This window comes from Microbacterium sp., assembly GCF_044508325.1.
Classification (GTDB): Bacteria; Actinomycetota; Actinomycetes; order Actinomycetales; family Microbacteriaceae; genus Microbacterium.
Map to the genome: position 1 here is coordinate 12,896 of NZ_JBIQHX010000023.1, position 23,900 is coordinate 36,795.

24 protein-coding genes are annotated in these 23,900 nt (G+C 70.0%); 10 read left to right on the forward strand and 14 right to left on the reverse strand.

Annotated features, from left to right (window positions below; all coding sequences use genetic code 11):
• Positions 1-603, reverse strand: a complete 603-nt coding sequence (gene infC, locus ACIWQI_RS14175; protein WP_396658393.1) for a translation initiation factor IF-3 — start codon at positions 601-603, stop codon at positions 1-3.
• Between the two features lie 273 nt (positions 604-876).
• Between infC and ACIWQI_RS14180 the strand changes: the two genes are divergently transcribed.
• The gene (locus ACIWQI_RS14180; RefSeq protein WP_396658394.1) at positions 877-1,230 is read left to right on the forward strand and encodes a DUF1844 domain-containing protein; all 354 of its coding nucleotides are present in this window, start codon (positions 877-879) and stop codon (positions 1,228-1,230) included.
• 12 nt (positions 1,231-1,242) lie between these two features.
• Here ACIWQI_RS14180 and ACIWQI_RS14185 read toward each other — a convergent pair whose 3' ends face one another.
• The 7 genes from ACIWQI_RS14185 to ACIWQI_RS14215 form a co-directional block, all read right to left on the reverse strand.
• The gene (locus ACIWQI_RS14185) at positions 1,243-3,177 is read right to left on the reverse strand and encodes a hypothetical protein (RefSeq protein ID WP_396658360.1); all 1,935 of its coding nucleotides are present in this window, start codon (positions 3,175-3,177) and stop codon (positions 1,243-1,245) included.
• 85 nt (positions 3,178-3,262) lie between these two features.
• Positions 3,263-4,042 (reverse strand): SseB family protein, encoded by a 780-nt coding sequence (locus ACIWQI_RS14190; RefSeq protein ID WP_396658362.1) that lies wholly within the window; start codon positions 4,040-4,042, stop codon positions 3,263-3,265.
• Positions 4,026-4,772 (reverse strand): bifunctional 1-(5-phosphoribosyl)-5-((5-phosphoribosylamino)methylideneamino)imidazole-4-carboxamide isomerase/phosphoribosylanthranilate isomerase PriA, encoded by a 747-nt coding sequence (gene priA, locus ACIWQI_RS14195; RefSeq protein WP_396658364.1) that lies wholly within the window; start codon positions 4,770-4,772, stop codon positions 4,026-4,028. The genes ACIWQI_RS14190 and priA overlap by 17 nt, the downstream gene beginning before the upstream one ends.
• 11 nt (positions 4,773-4,783) lie before the next feature.
• On the reverse strand, positions 4,784-5,443 hold the full coding sequence (gene hisH, locus ACIWQI_RS14200) for an imidazole glycerol phosphate synthase subunit HisH (protein WP_396658366.1): 660 nt from the start codon (positions 5,441-5,443) through the stop codon (positions 4,784-4,786).
• Between the two features lie 13 nt (positions 5,444-5,456).
• On the reverse strand, positions 5,457-6,062 hold the full coding sequence (hisB, locus tag ACIWQI_RS14205; RefSeq protein WP_396658368.1) for an imidazoleglycerol-phosphate dehydratase HisB: 606 nt from the start codon (positions 6,060-6,062) through the stop codon (positions 5,457-5,459).
• A complete protein-coding gene (locus tag ACIWQI_RS14210; RefSeq protein WP_396658369.1) occupies positions 6,059-7,153 on the reverse strand; it encodes a histidinol-phosphate transaminase in 1,095 nt (364 codons plus the stop codon). The genes hisB and ACIWQI_RS14210 overlap by 4 nt, the downstream gene beginning before the upstream one ends.
• A 15-nt stretch (positions 7,154-7,168) precedes the next feature.
• Entirely contained in the window at positions 7,169-7,531 is a 363-nt protein-coding gene (locus ACIWQI_RS14215) for a LysM peptidoglycan-binding domain-containing protein (RefSeq protein WP_396658371.1), read from the reverse strand.
• Between the two features lie 252 nt (positions 7,532-7,783).
• Here ACIWQI_RS14215 and lexA point away from each other — a divergent pair, with 252 nt between their 5' ends.
• The 3 genes from lexA to ACIWQI_RS14230 all read left to right on the forward strand — a co-directional run bounded on the left by lexA (position 7,784) and on the right by ACIWQI_RS14230 (position 11,892).
• Entirely contained in the window at positions 7,784-8,476 is a 693-nt protein-coding gene (gene lexA, locus ACIWQI_RS14220) for a transcriptional repressor LexA (protein ID WP_396658373.1), read from the forward strand.
• Between the two features lie 71 nt (positions 8,477-8,547).
• Positions 8,548-9,924: a hypothetical protein gene (locus ACIWQI_RS14225; RefSeq protein WP_396658374.1), complete on the forward strand. Its 1,377-nt coding sequence runs from the start codon at positions 8,548-8,550 to the stop codon at positions 9,922-9,924.
• 39 nt (positions 9,925-9,963) lie between these two features.
• Positions 9,964-11,892: a S9 family peptidase gene (locus tag ACIWQI_RS14230; protein ID WP_396658376.1), complete on the forward strand. Its 1,929-nt coding sequence runs from the start codon at positions 9,964-9,966 to the stop codon at positions 11,890-11,892.
• Here ACIWQI_RS14230 and hflX read toward each other — a convergent pair.
• Positions 11,885-13,417, reverse strand: coding sequence for a GTPase HflX (gene hflX / locus ACIWQI_RS14235; protein ID WP_396658377.1), 1,533 nt, complete (start codon positions 13,415-13,417; stop codon positions 11,885-11,887). The two genes, ACIWQI_RS14230 and hflX, sit on opposite strands and share 8 nt — an antisense overlap.
• An 82-nt stretch (positions 13,418-13,499) precedes the next feature.
• Between hflX and ACIWQI_RS14240 the strand changes: the two genes are divergently transcribed.
• Positions 13,500-14,159, forward strand: a complete 660-nt coding sequence (locus tag ACIWQI_RS14240; RefSeq protein WP_396658378.1) for a class I SAM-dependent methyltransferase — start codon at positions 13,500-13,502, stop codon at positions 14,157-14,159.
• A gap of 40 nt (positions 14,160-14,199) precedes the next feature.
• Here ACIWQI_RS14240 and dapF read toward each other — a convergent pair whose 3' ends face one another.
• Positions 14,200-15,090, reverse strand: a complete 891-nt coding sequence (dapF, locus tag ACIWQI_RS14245) for a diaminopimelate epimerase (RefSeq protein WP_396658396.1) — start codon at positions 15,088-15,090, stop codon at positions 14,200-14,202.
• A 1-nt stretch (position 15,091) separates the two neighbouring features.
• Here dapF and ACIWQI_RS14250 point away from each other — a divergent pair, with 1 nt between their 5' ends.
• The 4 genes from ACIWQI_RS14250 to ACIWQI_RS14265 all read left to right on the forward strand — a co-directional run bounded on the left by ACIWQI_RS14250 (position 15,092) and on the right by ACIWQI_RS14265 (position 20,162).
• On the forward strand, positions 15,092-16,546 hold the full coding sequence (locus ACIWQI_RS14250; protein WP_396658380.1) for a recombinase family protein: 1,455 nt from the start codon (positions 15,092-15,094) through the stop codon (positions 16,544-16,546).
• A 530-nt stretch (positions 16,547-17,076) separates the two neighbouring features.
• On the forward strand, positions 17,077-17,349 hold the full coding sequence (locus ACIWQI_RS14255) for a hypothetical protein (RefSeq protein ID WP_396658382.1): 273 nt from the start codon (positions 17,077-17,079) through the stop codon (positions 17,347-17,349).
• A 173-nt stretch (positions 17,350-17,522) separates the two neighbouring features.
• Entirely contained in the window at positions 17,523-18,653 is a 1,131-nt protein-coding gene (locus tag ACIWQI_RS14260) for a hypothetical protein (RefSeq protein WP_396658384.1), read from the forward strand.
• A gap of 573 nt (positions 18,654-19,226) precedes the next feature.
• Complete coding sequence (locus ACIWQI_RS14265) at positions 19,227-20,162, forward strand: hypothetical protein (RefSeq protein WP_396658386.1); 936 nt, start codon at positions 19,227-19,229, stop codon at positions 20,160-20,162.
• A 317-nt stretch (positions 20,163-20,479) separates the two neighbouring features.
• Here the strand turns inward: ACIWQI_RS14265 and ACIWQI_RS14270 are convergent, their stop codons facing one another.
• Entirely contained in the window at positions 20,480-21,199 is a 720-nt protein-coding gene (locus tag ACIWQI_RS14270) for a DUF4145 domain-containing protein (protein ID WP_396658388.1), read from the reverse strand.
• Positions 21,200-21,397: 198 nt separating this feature from the next.
• Here ACIWQI_RS14270 and ACIWQI_RS14275 point away from each other — a divergent pair, with 198 nt between their 5' ends.
• Positions 21,398-21,754: a P27 family phage terminase small subunit gene (locus tag ACIWQI_RS14275; protein ID WP_396658389.1), complete on the forward strand. Its 357-nt coding sequence runs from the start codon at positions 21,398-21,400 to the stop codon at positions 21,752-21,754.
• A gap of 307 nt (positions 21,755-22,061) precedes the next feature.
• Here the strand turns inward: ACIWQI_RS14275 and ACIWQI_RS14280 are convergent, their stop codons facing one another.
• The 3 genes from ACIWQI_RS14280 to ACIWQI_RS14290 all read right to left on the reverse strand — a co-directional run bounded on the left by ACIWQI_RS14280 (position 22,062) and on the right by ACIWQI_RS14290 (position 23,583).
• On the reverse strand, positions 22,062-22,634 hold the full coding sequence (locus tag ACIWQI_RS14280) for a hypothetical protein (protein WP_396658390.1): 573 nt from the start codon (positions 22,632-22,634) through the stop codon (positions 22,062-22,064).
• 60 nt (positions 22,635-22,694) lie between these two features.
• Positions 22,695-23,120, reverse strand: coding sequence for a hypothetical protein (locus ACIWQI_RS14285; protein ID WP_396658391.1), 426 nt, complete (start codon positions 23,118-23,120; stop codon positions 22,695-22,697).
• A gap of 145 nt (positions 23,121-23,265) precedes the next feature.
• A complete protein-coding gene (locus ACIWQI_RS14290) occupies positions 23,266-23,583 on the reverse strand; it encodes a hypothetical protein (protein ID WP_396658392.1) in 318 nt (105 codons plus the stop codon).
• Between the last annotated feature and the right edge of the window lie 317 nt (positions 23,584-23,900).

Genomic DNA, 23,900 nt, shown 5'->3' on the forward strand with positions numbered 1-23,900 from the left:
CTATTCCTTCGTTGTGCTTCCTGCGGCGCGCGCGGAGCGCGCTGCCTCCTTGTTCGCCGCACGCTGGGCGTTCTGCTCCGTCTTGACCTCGGACTTGTTCTTGTGCGGTGCGATCACCATCACCATGTTGCGGCCGTCGATCGTGGGGTTCGACTCGACGGTGCCGAACTCGGCGACATCTTCGGCGAACTTCCTGAGCAGACGCACGCCCTGCTCGGGACGCTGCTGCTCGCGGCCGCGGAACAGGATCATGGCCTTGACCTTGTCGCCGGACTTGAGGAAGCCCTCGGCGCGCTTGAGCTTGGTGATGTAGTCGTGCGCTTCGATCTTCAGACGGAACCGGACCTCCTTGAGGACCGTGTTCGCCTGGTTTCGCCGCGCCTCCTTGGCCTTCTGCGCGGCCTCGTACTTGAACTTCCCGTAGTCCATGATCTTGACGACGGGAGGCTTCGAGTTGGGTGCCACCTCGACGAGGTCGAGCTCGGCCTCCTGAGCCAGGCGCTGGGCGACCTCGATGCGGACGACGCCGACCTGCTCGCCGTTCGGTCCGACGAGACGGACCTCGGGCACGCGGATGCGCTCATTGGTGCGGGGATCGCTGATGCGGAACTCCTCTTCGGTGCGGGGTTGAGGCGGAAGAGGACCGCAGACCCACCCGGCACGACGCGGGAGCGCCGGCTCTCGCACCCTGAACTACCCCGGAACCGATCCGGCCGGGGCGGAGTGCGTGACCCGGTAGCCTGGAGCGGCAAGCGCGGGTGGGATGTGATCCTCTTTGACGCCTGGAGCAGGACGCTCCAGAACCGCGCCGAGTCTACCAGAAAGCAGCACGTGACGACGATTCCTCCCGCCGACGACAAACCCGAGGACGAGCGCATGCTCCGCTGGGACCAGCAGGAGCGCGCCGCCGAGGAGGCGACTCGCGACATCGCCGATGTCCCCGCGGTCGAAGTCATCACCACCACGGCCGTCCACCTCATGAGCGCCGCCGCCGTCAAGGTCGGCCTCGCCGACGATCCCGGCGCGCAGCGCGACCTCGACGAGGCGCGCAAGCTCATCAACGCGCTGGCCGGGCTCATCACCGCCGGCGCGCCCGAGATCAGCAGCGCGCACGCCGCGCCGCTGCGGGACGGGCTGCGGTCGCTGCAGCTCGCGTTCCGCGAGGCGTCCCCCCTCCCCGACCCGATCGGGCAGGGCCCCGGCGAGAAGTGGACCGGGCCGGTCACCTGAATCAGCTCGCGCCTACGACGCTGAGAGCACCTCGCTCGCCGTCTCGGTCTGCGGGCCGTCGGGGACGCTGCGCTCGTGCGCAGCAAGCACGATGATCCTGTCGCGCGGTGCGAACGCGCGCCGCTCCCCTTTGGGTGGGTTCAGACGAACTCCGTACCCCGCTGACCGAGAACGTGTCTCTGACCCGACGCGGTAGCCGATCGCCGTCTCTCTGCGCGCGGCGGCGCCCGCGAGCACCGTGGAGAAGTCGACGTCCACGCCCAGCGCGACATAGAGATCGGCCGGGCGCAGGTAGATCTCGACCCCCGTGCTGGAGAACAGCTCCTGGAAGACCTCGACGAGATCCTCACTCTCGCTGATCTGCGAGAGCATGAGGCTGACGAGGCGATCACTCACGATGAAGTCGTCCGCCTTCGTGACCTCCGCCAGCTCGCGGTTTCGGTCGTCGAGCATCTCGGTGACGATGTTGAGGTCGATCGCGTGCCGGTCGGCGATGTCGCGGAGATGAAGGAGCGTCACCAACGTCCGGGCATCGGCTGCCTGCGCCTCGAGCAGATCGCGGTACGCGAGCACGATGATGTGGTCGAAGTCGACGATGTCGAGAGACTCCAGACCCGCACGGCTCGTCGTATCGAGCCGCCGGAATGTCAGATCGAGGACGGACGGGATCCGGAGAGCGGGCTCGGGCACGTCCGCTGCGACGCAGACGGCGGAACCCTGTGCCACATAGGATCCGAGCTCGTCGAGGATCGTCTGGAGACTCGAGTTGCAGCCGAGGATCAGAGTCCGCTCGGCGCGTGGCGGGGCGGACTCGGCGTGGCTGAGCGCTGACTCGTCCACCGCAGCCGGGTGCCCCACGCTTGTCGCACTGTCGTCCTGCGCCAGCACGATGAGGCGATCGGCATCCTGCACGACCCGGGTTGGTGGGGGATTGAGCTGGACGCCGTCCGCCGTCGCGATGCCGAGAAGAGTCGAGTCTGCGAAGCAGAGCTGGGCGTCGAAATACGTCGACCCGACGAGGTTCGGCTGACGCGTGAAGTAGATCTCGTCCCCGCTGAAGTCCAGCAGCTCCGTGTAGACCAAGCTCAGCCCGCTCTGCCTGCAGGTCTGGACGGTCATCCGACTGATGAGTTCGCTCGCGATCAGCCATTGCGCTCGGTCCTGGCCGACGAGGTGCGCAGCGTCCAGGTTCCCGGGATCGCGCAGCTCGGCGACGAGGTGCGGGCGGACCCGACCGGGGTCCAGCGTGTGAGTGAGCGCCAGCGCGACCTTGATCGCGGTCGCATCCGGGTCTGCGTCGCCATCGGCGGGCAGGATGATGATGCTCTTCGCCGACCGCGGGCTCACGATCTGCAGGTCCAGCGGCGACATCGGGTCGCCGTTTCGGCAGATGATCTTCGTCCGGCCCGGATTCGGCACCTGCGCGCGAATCTCCTCCTCCATCTCAACCTTGTCGCGATCCGCGAGGACGACGATCACACCCCTTCGGTGGGACGCGTTCGCGATGCAGACCTCCGCGATGATCGGGATCACTTTGCTGCTCCAGCCGAGGATCAGCGTGTGGTCGTCCTCCAGGACCCGCGAACGTCCTTTCCGCAGCTGCGCCATCTTGTCGTCGAAGGCCCCCGACACGATCCCGATCAGACTCGCGACGATGATCAGTCCTCCGACGGTGACGATCAGCATCAGGAGCCGGAAGCCCCAGCCGGCATCGCCGCCCATGGTTCCCGGGTCGAGCGTGCGCATGAGGTTGCCCCATGCGACATCCCAGAAGTCGCCGTCCTCTACGCCTTCGGGAAACGCACGGAAGACAATCACCACAGCAGCGACGACGAGGACGAACGCGACTGTCGCCACACCGAGCAGCGCCATGATGGCGATCGTTCCGCGCGACATCCATGTATCGAAGCCGTACTGCAGGCGCGCGCGCACGCTCGGTCTGTCCATGCGATCTCCCCCGCATCCCGCCCCAGCCCGGGACGTACGTCAATGTACCGGCGCGGCGCGCCTCCGGCAAAGAAGGTCTGCGCGCTCAGCTCGCGCGCGCGAGCTTGACTGTCAGCGAGTCGACGAGCACGGCGATGCGATCATCCGCGGCCCAGCGCTTGGCGAGCCGGGCGAGGACCGCGTCCAGGGCGGCCTGGTCGAGCCCCGGCATGAGCTCGAGGCGGACGACGAGCTCGGGTCCGCGCAGCCGAGCGGCGGGATCGCCGGATGCCACAGCCAGATCGATCACGGCGAGCTCCTGGCCGATGCTCTCCTGGAGGCCGGCGAACACGTCCGGCGAGGTGAAGCTGGGCTCCCACTCGCGCTGCTGGGCGATCGCCCACACCGCCGGGCGGCGCAGCACGAACTCCGTCTCGGATCCGGGGTCGATGACGATGAGGTCGGTGTCGTCGTCGGCTGCGGCCAGAGCCGTGCGCACACCGTCGGCAGGCACCGGGCGGGCCGAGGCATCCCACTTCCGCATCGTGTCCACCGACGTGAACACCGGCAGCACGCGGCGCCCGTCCGGCGCGGCGACGGTCACGATCGACAGCTCCTGCGTCTTGTCGACCTCGAGACCGTGCGGGCCGACGCCGTGGTCGCCCGCTTGAGCGACCAGCGGGATCAGCAGCCGCGCCGACCGGTAGGCCTCGACGACGGCGACCTGATCGCCCTCACCGGCACGGAAGGCGGTCAGCGCCGCCCGCAGCGCCGGGTCGGCGGAGCCGTCGTCGGCGGCGTGCGGATTGGGCTGGAAGCTGCGACCCTCCCACGGCACACCCGCGGAGTCGGCGCCGTGCGAGGAAGGCTCAGCCGGCGGCGACATCCAGCGCCTCGGCGAGCGTGAACGCGCCCGCATACAGGGCCTTGCCCACGATCGCGCCTTCGACCCCCAGCGGCACGAGCGAGCGCAGCGCCTCGATGTCGTCGAGGCTGGAGACACCGCCGGAGGCCACCACCGGCTTCGGGGTGCGCGCGGTCACCTGACGCAGCAGATCGAGGTTCGGCCCGCGCAGAGTGCCGTCCTTGGTGACGTCGGTGACGACGTAGCGGCTGCAGCCGGCCGCCTCGAGCCGCTCAAGCACCGTCCACAGGTCGCCGCCCTCGCGGGTCCAGCCGCGGGCGGCCAGCGTCGTGCCGCGCACGTCGAGGCCGACGGCGATGGCGTCGCCGTAGCGGGCGATGACGTCCGCCGCCCACTCCGGGTTCTCCAGCGCCGCGGTGCCGAGGTTGATGCGGGCCGCGCCGCTGTCGAGCGCCGCCTCCAGGGTCGCGTCGTCGCGGATGCCGCCGGACAGCTCGATCTTCACGCCCCGCACATGCTTGATGACCTTGCGCAGGATCGCCGTGTTCGACCCGCGGCCGAAGGCGGCGTCCAGGTCGACGAGGTGGATCCACTGCGCACCCTGACGCGCCCACTCGAGGGCCGCATCGACCGGATCGCCGTAGTGGGTCTCGCTGCCGGCCTCACCCTGGGTGAGCCGGACGGCCTTGCCGCCCGCGACGTCGACGGCGGGAAGCAGGATCAATTCGGGGGTGGCGCTGAAATCGCTCATGGGCACAAGGTCTAGATCGTAGCCCGGCCCAGCGCACCGATCCAATTGGCGAGCAGGCGGATGCCGGCATCCCCGGACTTCTCGGGATGGAACTGCGTCGCCGCGAGCGGCCCGTTCTCGACCGCCGCCAGGAACGGCGTGCCGTAGTCGCACCAGGTCAGGACCGGCTGCGGGAACGGCGGCTGCACGTCGAGCGTCCACTGCTGGACCCCGAACGAGTGCACGAAGTAGAAGCGCTCGTGCTCGATGCCGTGGAACAGCCGCGACCCTTCGCCCGCCCGGACCGTGTTCCAGCCCATGTGGGGCAGGACCGGGGCATCGAGTTCGGTGACCACTCCGGGCCACTCCCCCAGCCCCGGCGTGTCGACCCCGCGCTCCACGCCCAGTTCGAACATCACCTGCATCCCCACGCACACCCCGAGCACGGCCCGGCCGCCGGCGAGCCGCCGGTCGATCAGCTCGTCGCCGCGGCACGCACGCAGCGCCTCCATGACGGCGCGGAACGCCCCGACGCCCGGCACGAACAGACCGTCGGCGTCAAGCACCAGGCCGGGGTCAGCGGTCAGCCGTGCGTCGGCGCCCGCCGCATGCAGCGCCTTCACCGCGGAGTGGACGTTGCCGGAACCGTAGTCGAGGACCGCGACGACCGGGCGGGGCTCGCCCGCGCTCACAGCGCCCTCGGCGTCACAGGGCGCCCTTGGTGCTGGGCACGCCCTGCACCTGCGGATCGAGGGCCTTGGCCTGGCGGAACGCGCGGGCGAACGCCTTGAACTCCGCCTCGGCGATGTGGTGCGGGTCGCGTCCGCCCAGCAGCGTGATGTGCACGGTGAGCGCCGCGTTGAAGGTGATCGCCTCGAAGCAGTGCCGCACCATCGAACCGGTGAAGTGACCCCCGATGAGGTGGTGCTCGAATCCGGCCGGCTCGCCGCTGTGCACGAGGTACGGGCGCCCGGAGATGTCGACCACCGCCTGCGCGAGCGCCTCGTCGAGGGGCACCAGGGCGTCGCCGTACCGCGAGATGCCCGCCTTCTCGCCCAGGGCCTCGCGGATCGCCTGACCGAGCACGATCGACACGTCCTCCACGGTGTGGTGGACGTCGATCTCGGTGTCGCCGGAGGCGCGCACGGTGAGGTCGGTGAGCGAGTGCTTGGCGAACGCCGTGAGCATGTGGTCGAAGAAGGGCACGGTCGTGTCGATGCGGCTTCGGCCAGTGCCGTCCAGGTCGATCTCGAGCTCGACGGTCGACTCGCTCGTCGCGCGACGGCGGGAAGCGGTGCGGCCGGTGCTCATGACGCCGATCCTACCGAGGCCAGGGCATCGAGGAACGCCGTGGTCTCCTCCTCGGTGCCGGCGGTGACCCGGAGGTGACCGGGCAGGCCGATGTCCCGGATGAGCACGCCGCTCTCGTACAGTGACCGCCACACCGCCGCCGGCTCGTCGACGCCGCCGAACAGGACGAAGTTCGACCACGATTCGTACGGCTCGTAGCCGAGGGCCGGAAGAGTCGCCGAGATGCGGTCGCGCTGGGCCACGATCTCTCCGACCATCGCCAGCATGGTGTCGGCGTGATGCAGCGCCGCCGTGGCCGCCGCCTGGGTGAGCGCGCTGAGGTGATAGGGCAGGCGCACCAGGCGCAGCGCGTCCACCAGCGCCGGGTCGGCGACGAGATAGCCCACCCGCGCCCCCGCGAAGGCGAACGCCTTGCTCATCGTCCGCGAGACCGCCAGGCGCGGGCGCCCCGGCAGCAGGGTCAGCGCCGACCGCGCGTCGCGGGGCGCGAACTCCTGGTACGCCTCGTCGACGACGACCAGCCCGTCCGTGGCCTCGTAAACGGCGGCGATCGCATCGAGCGAGAGCGGTGTCCCGGTGGGGTTGTTCGGCGAGCACAGGAGCACGACGTCCGGTGCTGCGTCGCCGACCTGGGCGGCGGCGCTGCCGGCGGACAGGGTGAAGTCATCCTCGCGCACGCCCTCGATCCATCTCGCGCCGGTGCCACGGGTCAGCAGCGGATACATCGAGTACGTCGGTGCGAAGCCCATCGCCGTGCGCCCGGGCCCGGCGAAAGCCTGCAGCAGCTGCTGCAGCACTTCGTTCGACCCGTTCGCCGCCCAGATCTGCTCGGGCGACAGGCCGTGGCCGAGATACTCGGCGAAGCCCTCCCGCAGCGCCGTGAACTCGCGATCCGGGTACCGGTTGATGTCGCGCAAGGCCCGGGCGATCGCGTCGAGGATGTCGTCGGCCACATGCCGCGGCACCGGATGGGTGTTCTCGTTGACGTTCAGGGCGATCGGCAGCGCCGCCTGCGGGGCGCCATAGGGACGGAGGCCGCGCAGATCGTCGCGTATCGGGAGGTCGTCGAGGGTCGCGCTCACCCTGTCCATGCTAGGGCGGTGGGATCAGCGCGAGAACTCCGCGGGCAGGGCCAGCTCCTGGCCGGGGACGATGGGCCCATCCAGCGCATTGAGGCGCACGATGGCGTCCACGACGTCGCGCGGATCGGCGCCTGGGGCGTGCTCCGCGGCGATCGCCCACAGGGAGTCGCCGGGGGCGACGGTCACGGTCTCGAACGTCGCGCCGGGGGCGCCGGGCTCGTCGGAGGCGAGTGCGGAGCCGCCCGCGAGCATCGCCGCGCTCAGCGCGATGGCGGCCGGCAGCGCGGCGAGGACGCCGAGCAGCCGCCTGCCGCGCACCGTGAGGCGCAGGCGCGTCGACCGCGCTGGGTGAAGCGGAGCGGGGGGTGCCATGGAGAGAGTGCTCATCTCGGTCCTCGCGTTTCTGCCGGGAAGAGATTCGCCCTCGACCCTCGGCCGGGAGGGTCGAAAGCGAACCTCTGTTCGAAATCTATCTTCTATACTGGGACGGTGTCAAGGTCGGACGAAACCGGACTCTGCTTCCCAAGAAAAGTACGGCGCGTCTCCTGAACTCGCTGGCGGCATCGGATACGGTTTCGATGAGGACACTCCACCACCGACCTCCGACATTCGAAGAGTCACGCAGACAGGAGCACCGCGATGAGCGAGCCCAGCACCCCGTCCGGCCGCCGCGAGAAGCCGCAGACCCGCCGGCGCAAGAGCCTCAGCGAGAAGCAGATGGCGATCCTCGAGGTGATCCAGCGCTCGATCGCCCGCTACGGCTATCCGCCGAGCATGCGCGAGATCGGCGACGCGGTCGGGCTCAAGTCGCTGTCCAGCGTCACCCACCAGCTCAACCAGCTCGAACTGAGCGGATACCTGCGCCGCGACGCCGGCAAGACGCGCGCCCTCGAGGTCCTCATCGACCTCCCCGGGACGGCGACCGAAAGCCCCGCCGACGACGCCCCCGCCGTCGGCGACGCGGCGCTCGTGCCCCTGGTCGGGCGGGTGGCCGCCGGCGTGCCGATCACCGCGGAGCAGCAGATCGAAGAGATCTTCCCCCTGCCGCGGCAGCTCGTCGGCAAGGGCGAGCTGTTCATGCTCAAAGTCAGCGGCGAATCCATGATCGACGCCGCGATCTGCGACGGCGACTGGGTCGTGGTGCGCTCGCAGGCCACGGCGGACAACGGCGACATCGTCGCGGCGATGCTCGACGGCGAAGCCACGGTGAAGACGTTCCGCCAGCGCGACGGGCACACCTGGCTGCTGCCGCGCAACAGCGCGTTCGAGCCGATCCTCGGCGACGAGGCGGTCGTGCTCGGCAAGGTCGTCGCCGTCCTGCGCGCGGTCTGATCCTCACCCGCGCCAGGTGACCGCGCGCCGGAGACCTGGCACCGGACGCACGGGACCGCTATAAGGGGGGAATGACCTCGGATGCCGTGAGCCCCCTCCCCGCAGACGTCGCAGCGCGCCTGGCCGCCCTCGAGGAGGAGAACGCGAGGCTGCGGGAACAGCTCGGTGCCGGGCCCGACGGCGACGAGGCGCCACCGCGCCGGGGACGCTGGCGCACGGTGCTGTCCGCGGTGTGCATCGTGCTCGCATCGGTGCTCGTGACCGTCTCGATCGTGGGATCGTGGACGCGGGTGCAGCTCGTCGACGAGTCGCGCTTCGTCGAGACCTTCGCGCCCCTGGCCGAGGATCCGGCGGTGCAGGCGATGGTCATCAACGGCGTCGCGACCGCGATCGACGAGCAGATCGACTTCCAGGGCGTCACCGACGACCTGTTCGACGGCATCCAGGGCCTGGGGCTGCCGCCGCGCGCCGCCGCGGCGATCGACCTGCTGCGGGCCCCGGCGGCACAGGGGCTCGAGAACCTCGTGACCGCGGCGACCACGCGCCTGGTCGAGTCCGAGGCCTTCGCCTCCGCCTGGCAGACCGCGCTGCAGGCGAGTCACCGTGTGCTGGTGCGCACCGCCGCCGGCGGTGGCGAGGTGGTGACGATCAGCGGCACCGGCGAGCTCGGCATCGAGCTGGGCCCGATCATCGCCCAGGTCAAGCAGAGGCTGACCGATCAGGGAATCGGCATCGCGTCGATGATCCCCGAGATCGACCGCACCATCGTGGTGGCGCAGAGCGATGCGCTGGCGACCGTCGGCGTGGTCTACAACCTGTCGGTCGTCGCCGGCTGGTGGCTGCCGATCCTCACCCTCGCGCTCTTCCTCGGCGGCATCCTCCTGGCCCGGCGCCGCGGCGTGGCTGTGCTCGGCAGCGGGATCGGACTGGCGGTGGGCGCGGGCGTCCTCGCCATCGCGCTCTCGTCGCTGCGGGCCTTCCTCCCGACGATGGCTCTGCAGCTGGGCATCGCCCCCGCCGCCCTCATCGCGGTCTACGAACAGGTCGTGGACGCGATGCTGCACACCGCGATCGTGCTCACCGTCGTGGGGCTCATCGTCGCGGCCCTCGCCTGGGTGCTCGGGCGCTCGCGGCCCGCTCGCGCTGTGCGCGATGCAGTCGGCTCGATCAACGCCGGTCTGCGACGCGCGATCGCCGACCGCGGTGTCGACACCGGCGCGTTCGGCCGCTGGATGCACGCGCAGCGGGTGCTCGTGCGCTGCATCCTGATCGCCCTGCTCGTGCTCTGGCTGCTGCTGCTGCGGCCGCTGAGCGTGGGCGACGTGATCCTCGTGCTGATCGTGGGGCTGCTGGTGTGGTGGCTGTGCGAGCTCGTGCAGCGCCGCCCGGACGAGACCACGGATGCGGCGGAACCGGCGCCGGCTGAGGCGCCCGCATCCGTCCCGTAGTCGGCAGACCCGCGACAGCCGCGCGCTACGGTGGGAGCCATGCCCCAGACCCTCCCGTACGGCAGCTGGCCGTCGCCCATCAGCGCCGCCGATGTGGCCGCAGGATCCCACCCCGTCGACGGCGGCCGATTCGTCGGAGACGAGATCTGGTGGCTGGAGCGGGTCCCGGCCGAAGGCGGGCGCACCGCCGTCCGCAGGCTCGTCGACGGCATCCCGCAGACGCTGCTTCCTGCTCCGTGGGATGCGCGCTCGCGCGTGCACGAGTACGGCGGAGGCGCCTGGGCGACCACCGATGACGGGGTCCTGCTGTTTGTGGAGAAGACCGATCAGCGCGTCTGGTCGCTGCGGCCGGGCGACGACCCGCGGCCGCTCACCCCGGCGCAGACGGGCATGCGATTCGGCGACCTGCGCGTCGTCGGAGACGAGGTGTGGGCCGTCCGCGAGGATCACGGCGCCGGCGACGCGGCCCCCCGGCGCGACATCGTGGCGATCCCGGCCGACGGCGCCGCGGCGGACGACCCCGGGGCACTGCGCACCGTCGTCGCCGGCAGCGACTTCCTCGCCTACCCCGCGGTCTCGCCCGACGGCGCGCAGCTGGCCTGGGTGGCCTGGAACCACCCCGACATGCCCTGGGACGCGACCGAGCTGCGCGTGGGCGACCTGGTGGACGGGACCGTGGAATCCTGGCAGGTGATCGCCGGCGGTCCGGCGGAGTCGGCCCTGCAGCCGGAGTGGACGGATGCCGGCGAGCTGCTGCTGGTCACCGACCGCACCGGATGGTGGAACCTCGCGCGGTGGACCGGTGACGGGCTCGAGGACGTCGCCCCCGCCGAGGCGGAGACCGGCGGACCGCTGTGGAACCTCGGCATCCGCTGGTTCGCCCCGCTCGAGGACGGGCGGATCCTCGCGGTGCGCACCCGCGGCAGCGACGAGCTCGTGCTCCTGGACCCGTCGTCGGGTGCCGCGAGCGGCATCCCGTCTCCCCTGTCCGCCCGGGTGCTGCTGGACGACGTGCGCGGCAGTCGCGTGCTGCTGCGCGGCGGCGGCGCGCGCACCCTGGGCGGGCTGTGGCTGCTCGACCTGTCCGAGCCGGAGCCGGCCCCGCGGCTCGTGCGAGGCACCGTCGACGACGAGCCGGAGGCGGCGTGGCTCGCCGTCGCCCGGGCGGTGACCGTGGACGGCCCGCGCGGGCCCGTGCACGCGTTCGCGCACCCGCCCACCAACCCCGACGCCGTCGCGCCGGAGGGCGAACTGCCCCCCTATCTGGTCCTCGCGCACGGAGGCCCGACGGCCCACGCCGCCGGCGAGGCATCCCTGGACATCGCGTTCTTCACGAGCCGCGGCATCGGCGTCGTCGAGGTGAACTACGGCGGATCGACCGGGTACGGCCGCGCCTACCGCGAGCGCCTCGACGGCGGCTGGGGCGTGGTCGATCGCGACGACGTCATCGCCGCGGCATCCGGTCTGGCCGACCGGGGACTGGCCGACCCCCGCCGGCTCGCGATCCGCGGCGGTTCGGCCGGCGGCTGGACCGTGCTGTGCGCCCTGGCGGCCTCGGATGTGTTCGCAGCAGGCATCAGCCGGTACGGTGTCGCGGATCTGCGTGCCCTCGCCGCGGACACGCACGACTTCGAGGCCCGCTATCTGGATCGCCTGGTCGGCCCGCTGCCGGAGGCCGAGGCCGTGTACATCGAGCGCTCCCCCCTGTCGCGTCCGGCGGGCTTCACGACACCGATGCTGCTCGAGCAGGGGCTCGAGGACGCCGTCGTGCCGCCTGCGCAGTCCGAGGCGGTACGCGACGCGCTCCGATCACACGGGGTGGCGCACGCGTACCTCCCCTTCGAGGGCGAGGGGCACGGCTTCCGCCGCGCCGAGACGATCGTGCGGGCGCTGGAGGCCGAGCTGAGCTTCCTGGGTCAGGTGCTCGGGTTCGCCACGCCCGGGGTTCCCGCGCTCGAGCTCAGCTGACGGCGTACGGGGCCAGCCGCGCACCCAGGCCCGCCGGCACCCGCACGTGCAGCAGCGTGCCCTGCTCGACGTGCTCCTGCGACAGGATCATGCCGCTCTCGTGCGCCGCCGAGACGAGGTCTCCGCGATCGTAGGGCACGAGCACGTGGAGTTCGACGGCGGGCAGCGGCAGCGCCGCTTCGATCGCCGCGCGCAGCTCGTCGATGCCCTGGCCGGTCCGCGAGGAGACGAAGAGGGCGTCCGGCTCGAGGCCCCGCAGCACGAGGCGGGTGTCGTCGTCGACGAGGTCGGACTTGTTGAACACGACGATCTCGGGGATGTCACGGGCCCCCACCTCGCCCAGGACGTCCCGCACCGTCGCCAGCTGCGAGGCCGGATCGGGGTGGGCGGCGTCGACGACGTGCAGGATGACGTCGGCGGCGGCGACCTCCTCCAGGGTGGAGCGGAACGCCTCCACCAGCTGATGCGGCAGGTTCCGCACGAAGCCGACGGTGTCGGTGAGCGTGTAGATGCGCCCGTCCTCGGTCTCCGAGCGCCGCACCGTCGCATCCAGCGTCGCGAACAGCGCGTTCTCCACGAGCACGCCGGCGCTGGTGAGCCGGTTCAGCAGGGACGACTTGCCGGCGTTGGTGTAGCCCGCGATCGCCACCGACGGCACCGTGTGGCGCTCGCGCTCTGCGCGCTTGGCGGCGCGCGCAGGGCCGAAGTCCTTGATCTGCCGGCGCAGCTGCGCCATGCGGGTGCGGATCCGGCGGCGGTCGAGCTCGATCTTGGTCTCACCGGGCCCGCGCGACCCCATGCCCGCGCCCGCCGCGCCCACCTGGCCACCGGCCTGCCGGCTCATGGACTCGCCCCAGCCGCGCAGGCGCGGCAGCAGGTACTCGAGCTGCGCCAGCTCGACCTGCGCCTTGCCCTCACGGCTCTTGGCGTGCTGGCTGAAGATGTCGAGGATCACGGTCGTCCGGTCGATCACCTTGACCTTGACCACGTCCTCCAGCGCGCGCCGCTGGCTGGGCGCCAGCTCGGTGTCGGCGATCACGGTGTCGGCCCCGAGGGCGGCGACCAGGTCGCGCAGCTCCTCCGTCTTGCCTCGACCCAGATAGGTCGCCGGATCGGGATGCGGTCGCCGCTGCAGCACCCCGTCGAGCACGACCGCGCCGGCGGTCTCGGCGAGCGCGGCGAGCTCGCGCAGCGAGTTCTCGGCGTCCTCCTGGTCGCCCTGGGCGTACACGCCCACGAGCACGACGTTCTCGAGTCGCAGCTGCCGGTACTCGACCTCGGTGACGTCTTCGAGCTCGGTCGAAAGACCCGCCACGCGTCGCAGCGCCGCCCGCTCCTCGCGATCCCACTGCTCGCCGTCGCCGTTCGCGTCCGCGGAGGTGAGCTCGTCCTGCAGCGCCTGCGCTGCGCCGAAGACCCGCACCGCTGCGCCCGGCTCCTCCGCCCGCGCGAGCACGCGCGCGACCGGATCGGTCCGGTCCGCGCCCGGCTCCTGCGGCGAGGACGTCTGTCTCGTCTCCGTCATGTGTTCCTTCCCGGAGTGCCCGCAGGCATCCGTAAACTCTAGCCTCCCGTGGTGCGGGCGGGCTCCGCTAGGCTCAGGGGCCATGGGCGGTGAAGCGGGCCCCGTATCCGGGGACCACTATTTCAGTGCGGCACCCGCCAGCCCCGAGAACCTCCGCCCCATCCGCGTCACCCTCGCCGGCCGGGAGCTGGAGCTCACGACCGCGGGCGGCGTCTTCTCCCCCGACCGCCTGGATGCCGGCACCGCGGTGCTGCTGTCGAACACTCCCCCGCCCCCGCCCGGCGGTCAGCTGCTCGACCTCGGCTGCGGCTGGGGGCCGATCGCGATCTCGCTCGCCCTGCAGTCGCCGCATGCGACGGTCTGGGCGGTGGATGTGAACGAGCGCGCCCTCGACCTCGTGCGCCGCAATGCTGTCGCGCTCGGGCTCGAGAACATCAACGCCGCGATCCCCGACGATGTTCCCGACGACATCGTGTTCCGCACGATCCGCTCCAACCCTCCGATCCGAGTGGGCAAGAACGAGCTGCACGGGCTGCTGGAGCGCTGGATCCCGCGGCTGGACGAGCGCAGCGATGCCTGGCTCGTGGTGCAGCGCAACCTCGGATCGGATTCGCTGCAGCGGTGGCTCGCCGCCACGTTCGACCGCGGCTACAGCGTCCATCGCGCCGCCACCGGCCGCGGGTATCGCGTGCTCCGGGTGCGCCGGCACGGCGTGCCGCGCACCGAGGCGATCGAGCTCTGAGCCCGCCCGCTGCGCGGCGTGCGATCGGGGCGGCGCGCGATCAGGATCGCTGCGCGAGGGCGACCTCTCCGGAGAAGACGAGCGTCGCGGGGCCGGAGAGGAAGACATGCGGGATGCCGTCCACCGGCGCCACGCGCACCCCCAGGATTCCGCCGGGCACCTCGACGCTCCACCGATCCGGCGCCGCGGGGCCCGCCCACTCCCGCACCGCGAGAGCCGCAGCGGCCACACCGGTGCCGCAGCTGAGCGTCTCTCCGACGCCCCGCTCGAACACGCGCATCCGGATCGCTCCCACACCGTCCTGAACCAGCGGATCGGCGGGAACGACGAATTCGACGTTCGCCCCGTTCGCGGGCTCGGGCTGGAGCCGCGGGATGACGGTCAGGTCGAGATCGTCGAGATCGTCGTCCGACGGGAGGGCGACGACGACGTGCGGATTGCCCACGTCCACACGCAGGCCCGGCCGTGGCACCGGCAGGCCGCGGGCGCGCACCAGCGTCTCGCCCTCCTCGACGCGGAACGCCCCCAGGTCGACCTCGAAGCCCAGCAGGCTGCGAGTCATCGGCCGCGGACCGTTGCGGGTGCCGATGAGGATCGTCTCCCCCTCTCCGAGCTGAACGAGCCCGGCGTCGAGGAGGTACCTCAGATAGACGCGGATGCCGTTGCCGCACATCTCGGCCGTCGAGCCGTCGGCGTTGCGGTAGTCCATGAACCATTCCGCATCCGGCATGTCGGCACCCTCGGGGATCGCGCGCGAGCGCACGACGCGCAGGATGCCGTCGGCGCCGATGCCGAAGTGCCGGTCGCACAGCACCGAGATCTGATCATCGGTGAGGTCGAGCTCTCCGTCGGGGTCGGCGACGATGACGAAGTCGTTGCCGGTGCCGTGCCCCTTGGTGAACGCGATAGTCCTGCCGTTACTATTCCTCATCATGCGAGTCCTTGCCTACGTTCGCCTATCGAAGCTGACCGAGACGACCACGAGCCCGGAACGGCAGCGCGAGGCCATCGCCGACTTCATCGAGCGCAAGCGCTGGACACTCGTCGACACCGTCGAGGATATCGACGTCTCCGCGACCCGCCATCGTCTCGACCGCCCCGGCATCCATGAGATCCGCCGACGTATCAAGCGGGGCGAGGCTGAGGCCGTGGTCGTTCACCGCCTCGACCGAATTGCACGCAACGTCGCCGACGTGTCCACACTCCTCGACGAAGGCATCGCCATCGTGTCCGCGACCGAGGACTTCGACACCTCGACCGCGACGGGCCGCGCGATGACTCAGGTCGCGCAAGTGTTCGCCGAACTCGAAGCTCGGACCATCGGGCTCCGTGTGTCATCCGCCCGCAAGCACCTCCCGACGGTCGGACGTTGGCCTGGCGGCCCCACGCCCTACGGTTTCACCTCGGCACCGTCTCCCGACGGCGTCGGGCGCACTCTCGTCCATGACCCCGACGAGGCACCGGTCGTTCGCCGCATTGTCGGGGAAGCCCTCCGCGGCGACTCGCTCCTCTCGATCACGAGACGGCTGAACGCTGACGGCATCCCGCCCCGTCGCGGCGCTGACTGGTCACGCTCTGTCGTCGCCCGCCTCCTACGCCACGGCAGCATCCGCGGCTACGCGACCACCGGCGGAGCGAAGGCCAGCCGTCCCGGCGAGCCGCAGAAGCCTGGCGACTTCGTCCGCGACGAGCGCGGCCTCCCCCTCATCGTCTGGCCCCCGCTCGTGACGCCCGAGGAGGCCCGCGAGCTCGACCGCATCCTCAAGATGGGCGAGTCGGCTCCGAAGACCATCCACGACGACACCCTCCTCCTCGTGGGCCTCGCCGTGTGCTCCTCGTGCGGTCGCCTCATGGTTGCTCGCTCATCGCGGCGTCCCACGGTCGACGACCCGGGTCGCCGATGGGAACTCTACGTGTGCCAGACACGCAACCGTGGCGGCCTGTGCGACGCCCCGCAGACAATCCGCGCACGCCTCGCAGACGAGGAGGCGGAACGCCAGTTTCTCGCCGCATTCGGGCGCGTGGAAGTCGTCGAGACAGTCGAGGAGGCCCAGGAACCCGAGGAGCTCGCGGATGTCGTCGCGGCCATCGAGGAGACGACCGACGCGATGCGACGCCCGGACGCCGACGTCATGGCGCTCGCCGAGCGGCTTGTCACTCTCCGCCGCGAGCGCGACCGCCTTCAAGCGCTCCCCCGGACGCAGGCGATCCACCGGCGCACCGGCGAGACATACGGCGACCGCTGGGAGCGCGCGACCATTCCCGAGCGGCGCGAAATCATGCGCGGGGCCTCCGCGTATGTCCGCATCGTCCCAGCCATCCGCCGTGGAGCATTTACGCCCGACCGCGTCGACCTCGTCGACGTCCTCGCCGGGCAGCTTGACTAGGGCCGGTCTGTGCGCCGCGAGCAGGGCGCCGCGGACGCGTGATGCGGAACAGACGGAGAGCTAGCCGAGCTCAACGCGGCACGATTGGCGCCGGAGCGGACGGCGGGGCGCGAATGCGTCATGAACCGGTCACGATTCCAATTTGCGCCATATCTCCTTTGTTCTGACAAGAGAGAGACGACGACTAGTGAGAGGAATATAGAAACAGCGTTCCGATTGAATCGTGACCGTTTCGTGGCGCAATAGGCTGCCGCCACCTCCCCGGCGCCAGCCGCCCCCGGCGACGCCCGCACCATCTGCACCCGCGGCGCGACAAGTCTGGACAGGATCCCGACCCAGGCGGCATCTCTCCACACAGGCGGCCCTCGTCGACCACCGGCGCATGAGCCCGTCCGCCGCCCAGACGCACTCTGAGTACGCGTGGGCAGCCAGGCGGCATATCTCCGTGAAGGAAGAGACAGAATGCCCGCCCACGCGGCGGGCATTCTTCTTCGGCCCAATCCCGTTGCGAACACGAGAGGACAGCCGCATTGACGTACGAGATTGACTGCGCTGTCTGCGGACGCCGATTCACCGCGGCCCGTTCTTATGCCGAGACATGCGGCACAACCTGCCGCGTCCGCCGCTTCCGCGAGCGCAAGGCTCGGTGCGCCATCACCGCCGCCGCGCTGCTCGCCGAGCAGGCCCGCCTCGCCCGCGAGGCTGCGGCCAGCCTGCGGCCAACAGACGCCGAGCAGAAGCGCCTCATCGCCGAACTCCGACGCCTCGCCGACGCCGCCGAGCGCACCGCCCCAGCGCTGTAACCGCGTTCAAACGCACCCCGACGGCCTGAGCAACCGTCGTGGTTCAACGCAGTGGGCCCACCCTCGTTATCCGGTCCGAGGGCTGGGCCTACTGGCATATCTGCCGTGCTCCGACCCTCCGCGAGACCGGATCGCCGAGACGCTCAACGGCGCGCACAAGGACCGGATATCCCATGCAAGACGTCCCCGACGCAGTCCGTCTCTACGCCCGCGCGCACCGCGGCGTGAACCCCCGCGACGACCGCGCCCGCCACATCGAACTCTTCAATCCCGAGACGAACTGGTGGCACCACTACAGGGTTCCCTCCGCGGCGCACGTCGCGCGCTACTTCTTCGCCCGGCACCTCAACAACGAGGCGCCCGTCTACCGTTCCGCTGACGACGGCATCGTCCGACTCATCGAGGGCAAGCCTCAACCAATCTCCCGCGAGGATCTCGCGGCATCCCTCACCGACCTCCTCGCCGCGATGCCCGAGCGCGTGTTCGGCATCCCCGAGCTCGGCCAGAGCGACCTCTACCGCGGCCTCCGCGCGTACGCGCGCCTCGCCCCTGCCGACGAGGTCGACACCTACCTCGCCGCCGTCCTCGACGCACTCCCCCGTGCTTTGAAGCCCCTCCCCGCGCCAAAGGCACCCCGCGCGCCCCGCCCGGCGCCTATGACGCCCGCGGAGCGCAAGCGCGTCTCGCGCGCACGTCGACGCGAGCGCGAGCTCGCCACTGCCCGCGCCTACCTGGAGATGTGGAGCGACGAGGCGGACGTCGTCGTCACGCGCGCCGAACTCGTCGACGGCCTCATCAACTTCGCGGACGAGGCAGTCGAGGCGTTCGAGGACGCCGAACGGCAGTACGTCATGGCCCTCGGCAAGTGGAACCGCGCCCGCTTCGAGGAGCGACAGGACGCGGCGCCTCAGCCATTGAACGAGTGGCCCGAGATCGTCGAGGAGATGGGGTACCCGGAGCACCCAGTCACCGTCACGCCCCGCCGCGCGATAGCGCTCTTCCGCGAGCTCGGCCTTGCCGAGACGCGTTCCGGCAACGAGCGCCGCTACCGCCTCCCCCAGCCGGAGGCACGAGAGGAAAATTCCATGCCCACCATCCCCGACGACGAGATCCTCGCCGACGCACTCCTCGACCGCGTCGCCGCCCTCGCATGGGCCGAGCAGCGCGAGGTTCTCCTCGGCGTCCTGGCGCGGCGACGCGACGCCGTGGAGCGGCCCCGCGAGCTGCTCGCCGCCACCGGAACGGATGGCGCCGTCATCGACGCCGCCGAGCGGTTCCTGCACCGAAAGGAGCCTCGCCTATGAGCACGAAACACGGCCCCCACTTCGCCGCCCTCGACCGGCCAACGCAGAACCGGATCCTGACTCGCCTCCACGAGTGCCCCGTCCGCAACTGTCGGAGCACGCCTGACGACGTCGCGCGCGACATCCTGCGCGCTCGCGCTCGCCAACCGCGGCGGCTCCCCTCGTGGATGCTGGCCCACACGCCGACTTCATAGCTACGCCCGCGCACCCTCGCGTCGGGCGTGCGCTCCCGCGCCTCGCTGACGAGCGACGACGCCAGAGCACCGGAGCCCCTCCCCGGCGGGCTCCAGCGAGCACCGCTCGCGCATCCCCTCGCTCCGCGGTGTCACAGCGGCGCTCACACACGCAAGCCGGGCAGGCCCGGCATGGCGACGTGAGCGCCCGGACGACACCCGTGGGAGCAACCCAGGCACCCGCCCCTACGACGCCACGCAAGCACGCCAGGCGCGCGCTCGCGGCCCGAGGGATGGTGTCTGCCGACACCCTGCCCAGGCGGCAGGACGTCAACCCCGCAGGTCGGTTCCTTCCCATTCGATTCCGGCGCGCATCGCGCCGACAACCAAAGGAACAGACATGGCATTCAACACGTACACCGCCGATGAAATCGGGCTCGTCGCCGTCAAGCTTGCAGATGCGGGCCTCGCGCTCGGCCAGAACGTCGCCCGCTACACCGACGCGGACTTCGCATCCGGTTCGGGCGGCAAGGCGTACCTCAAGGTCCCCGGCGCCCTGACGGCGCGCGCCCGCACGCTCCGCGACAAGACGACCGCCGTCGTCTTCGACGAGATTGCCGAGGACCGCGTCTCGGTCGACCTGTCGACGCACCTCGTCTCGGCGGTCAAGGTCGGCGACGCCGAGCTCTCGCTCGACGTGCGCGACTTCTCCGCCCAGGTTCTCAAGCCGCAGGTCGACGCGATTGTCGATGGCATCGAGACGGCCATCGGCGACGCGATCGCCGACGTCGAGGCAACTGACGTGTCCGACAAGTATGACGACGAGGCCCCTGCCAAGCTCTTCACGCTGGGCCGCCGCGCTCTCCGTGACCGCGGTATCGACGTCGCCAACGAGGCGCTCGTCGCATACGTGGGCGGCAACGTGGTCGACGCGCTCCTCGACAGCGGCGCCCTCGACTTCTCGAAGACCGGCGACGCCGAGGCGCTCCGCAAGGGTTCGATCGGTCGCATCGCTGGCTTCCAGTGCGTCGAGTCGGGCCGTATCGACGCCGACCAGATCGTCTTCGCCACGAAGACCGGCATCTTCCTTGCGACAATGGCCCCGGCGATCCCGGAGGGCGCCAACTTTGGCGCAGTCGTGCGCGAGGAGGGCATCGCGATGCGCTACCTCCGCGACTACTCCGCCGACTATCTCGTCGACCGCTCTGTCGTGTCGACCTTCGTCGGCGCGGGCATCGCTCCGCTCTACGACGTGCAGCGCGACTACGACACCGGTGAGGCAGCCGTCGAAGAGGTAGACGGCGGCGCTGTCGTCAAGCTCGACACCGCGAAGTAACACCTCGGCGTCATCACCGCCATCACTCGGCAGGGTCGCCCCGAGCCAACGAGGCAGACGGGCGGCCCTGCCCTCGCACCCCGACCTATCCCCCACTAACACCCTCGCGCCAACAGCGACGAGGAGAGCTCGAACGCGCTTCGAAAGGTGTGCGCGATCGAGTGCTCGCGGCTCCACTCCTTTCGGGCGCGGCGAGAGCACGCGGCGATCAAGGTGGGTTCGCGCGGCGTGAGCGCGTGGCTGGGATCAGGGGCCCGGCGCGACGCGCATCCAAGACCTCCAAGTCGGGCACTGTTGCTTGCCTTGCTCGGCCCGCGCTAACGAACGTCGCGCTCCGCCGCTTCGCGTTTCGGCGCCGGGATACGTTCATAAATCTCGGATGCCACTCGCGGTTGAGTCAGGAGTTGCTCCACGAGCGAGTTGATGGCTTCGAAGAACGGCTCGACCGTTTCTGACATTTCGCCGTTTAGGTACATGATGATCAGGTCGTCAGTGTCCCCGTGCAGAGCATCGTTTCCGACGACCCGCAGCGCGGTGAGTACCTTCCACAGGCTGGGATTGATCTGGTCCCGCAGCTCCGCAATTCGCGCCTGCAGGTTCGGCTTGCCCCCAGCCGGAGCAAGCTCCTTCAGCAGGGACTCAAGAGCGGCTCGCGCGAGAGCCGCCGCCGCACGCCTCGATCTGGGAAGTACAGCCACTGCCTCCTCGTACAGTTCCCGAGCCTCCTCGGGCATGTCCGGGTGAGGACGCGCTACGTTCCCGCCGGTCAGCGGGAACATCAACGCGGAGTCACGCCAGACAGCTGACCGACTACACGACACACACAAGGTCCCGTGCCACTGATCATCCGAATCGCCACCGCGAAGCATGCGCGTGCCTTCGACCCGAAACGCCTCCGCCTTGTCGGAAAAGCTGCCGGCGGCGAACCCCCCAGTCGCCACCGCCAACCTCACCAGCAGGGGGAATCGCAAGTGGTGGCTATACGCGTTGCAATGAGGGCAGCGGAAACGCACGTCGGTCTCGTCATCTTCCGGCATGCCGCGAGCATAGCGGCCACGACGAACGCTGGGTTCGCTCGCGGCACATCCGGAGCGCCCGCTCCTTCGCTTTCCGTTTCAACTCGGGGCGAGGTCGTCCCTCCCGGTGCGGCATAGCTTTCGACCCCATACGTGCGCATGGGTTCGTTCTACGCCCCGCGATGCGCATCCTCGACTTTTCCCGATTGGAGGCCTCCTATGACCGCTGACCGCTACGACGGCCTACCCGAGGAGTGGAGCCTCAGCGCCCGCGAGACGTATGCCGCTATCTCAGAGGACAATCCCAAGGCCACTGCGGCCCAGCTCGCGGCGCTCTACGAGGCGTGCGCGCTCCTTGCGCTCGCTGATGCACTCGCCGACACGATTCCCGAGCATGGGCTGATGACTACCGGCTCCCAAGGCCAAACCGTCGTCAATCCCGCGATCGCAGAGGTTCGGGCTCTACGCCGTGACGCCCTCGCTGCCCTCCGCGGCCTCTCCCTGACGACCGACCGATCCGCCACCAGCGCCTCGCGCGCCGCTGGCGCCCTGGCCGCAAGAAGGTGGCAGCGATGATTCCAAACGCACGTCACCGTACGGAGCCGGCTCTCCGACCACGCATCCGTGGTCGGGACGAGTCCAAAGCCAGGAGCCTGCCCGAGTGGCGACCCGAGCCACCCTCTACCGGTTGGACCCCAGCGAGCGCCCTACGCCTGGCCGCGGATTACGCCGCCGGCGCCGGCGCCTCCGACCCGAATCTCGACGTCGACCGGGTCACCCGTGCGGCGTACATGGAGCTTCTGCGCACAGTCCCCGGCCTGCACGCGGCGGACATCATGGCGCGTCTCATCCTCGCCCGCGAAGCGCCCGCCCTCACCACACCTCAAGCGCCCATCGCCGGGGAGGGCCCTTCGTCGTCGGGATCGTCCGTTCGACTGGCCTCCAAAGCGATGTGAATGTGGAGTTCTCCGAGTCGCCAGGCCGCCGCGACGACTTGCTCGAACTGCCGCGGCGTAACTCCTTCTGGCAGCCGGTCGGCGGCATCGAGTTGCTTCCATACCCTGCCGCGGGTCTCGTCGTCTTGCCCTCCCGCCTTCATCCTGCGAATGCGCTCCTCCTTGAGACCGAGGCGCTGTTCTTTCTTGAGCCGGGCGTCAGCAAAACCGTTCACGATCTTGGACACCATAAGCATGCCGGGAAGCACGGTAGTTACGCCGACAAGCACTAGTGAGAAAAGAAAGTCACTCCCGTACTGCACTCGGATCACCGTCGAATCCGGAGTGACGGACTCGTCCCAGACCTCGTCGATGGAATCCAAGAACGACGCGAAGGCAATGACCAGCCGTAGATCGTCGACGATCTGGTGATACTCCTCAAACGAGAGGTCGTCGGGGAGTTTCGCGCGGACAACTACCTCCACGTAGCGCGAACGCCCTGGCCCATCAAGGTCAGCCACGACGCCAACCCTAGCGGTAGGCCCGCCCCGGCTTGCCAGAGCCCTGGGGCCGATCGTCCGTCAGGGGCGATACATCTCGTCGATAATGGCGCGGATCGCGAGGCCCGTCTCAGTCTTGTACCTCACCCAGTCCGGCGTCTCGGCTTCATCCTTGTCCAAGGTTGCGGCAAGCTCCTCCTCGGACATCCCATTCGTGGCGTCGTGCCACTGCCGAGGCACCCATCGCGGACCGACGACGGTAGCGAGGGCCAGCGCTTCCGCACTCAACCGTGACGACTCCGCACGGTCGGTCGAGCCGCCCCTATTGAGATTCACCGCCAGCCGCACGGCATATTCGAGCTCAAGTCCAAGCCGACTCTGCTCACGCGCCCGGCGCGCAATCTCAAGTTGCGTGCGCCTGTCCAAGACTCCGACGACAAGCGCGACCACAGCGGCGAAGACAGCGGCCCCGGCGAGAATCAACTGAATCGAGTCACTCCACGTCATGCCCTGACGGTAGCCCCCTCGTCGTGCACCCACGCCAGGACACGGCTGCGCGCGGCGCCCCGTAGTCGAACGGCCCGCTCCCCTGGTTCCACACGAAGGCCCCTGCCTCATTCGGAGGTAGGGGCCTTTCTTCGTTTCTGGACGCCTACGAGGCCACCCGCCCCGCCGCCACCGCGAGCGACGCCTCAAGGACCGTCTGCACATTGACGCCGAGCGCCTCGGCGGCGATCAGCCCGTCGACTCCGCCCTCCGTGTCGACGAGAGCCTCGACACGTTCCGCCGTCGCAGACGCGAACGCCGCCGCCAGCGGTGCGATCAGCCATCCGGCCTCGCCGTGATCCGATGCCGACCCGCGCTCCGCGATCTGCCGCCATGAGCGCACCGCCCGACGGGCCACGAGCTCGACGACTCGGTCGCCGACGAGCTCAGCTACGTCCTCCACGTCAAGGCGCTGTTCCGCCATCTGACTACTCCTCTCCGCGCGTTCCCCTCCGCGCTCGCGAGCGAGGTAACCCATCGGCACGACAAAGCCCAGGTCATGCGTGTAAACGCCTACACTAGCCTTCACACGCGTACAGCTCAGCGTTACGCCCGATTTGGCTCAGATGATCTTCGCCACAATGTGCGACGGATACGCGGGTCGCAGTCAAGCAATGCCTACGATAGGACTATTGTGAACGGGATCGTGCGCGACATCCCCTCAGCCTAGCGGGGCCGTGCGGCGGCGTCAGTCGGCGATGAGGCGCTTGCCGGTGGCCCAGACCTCGAACGGCTCGTAGC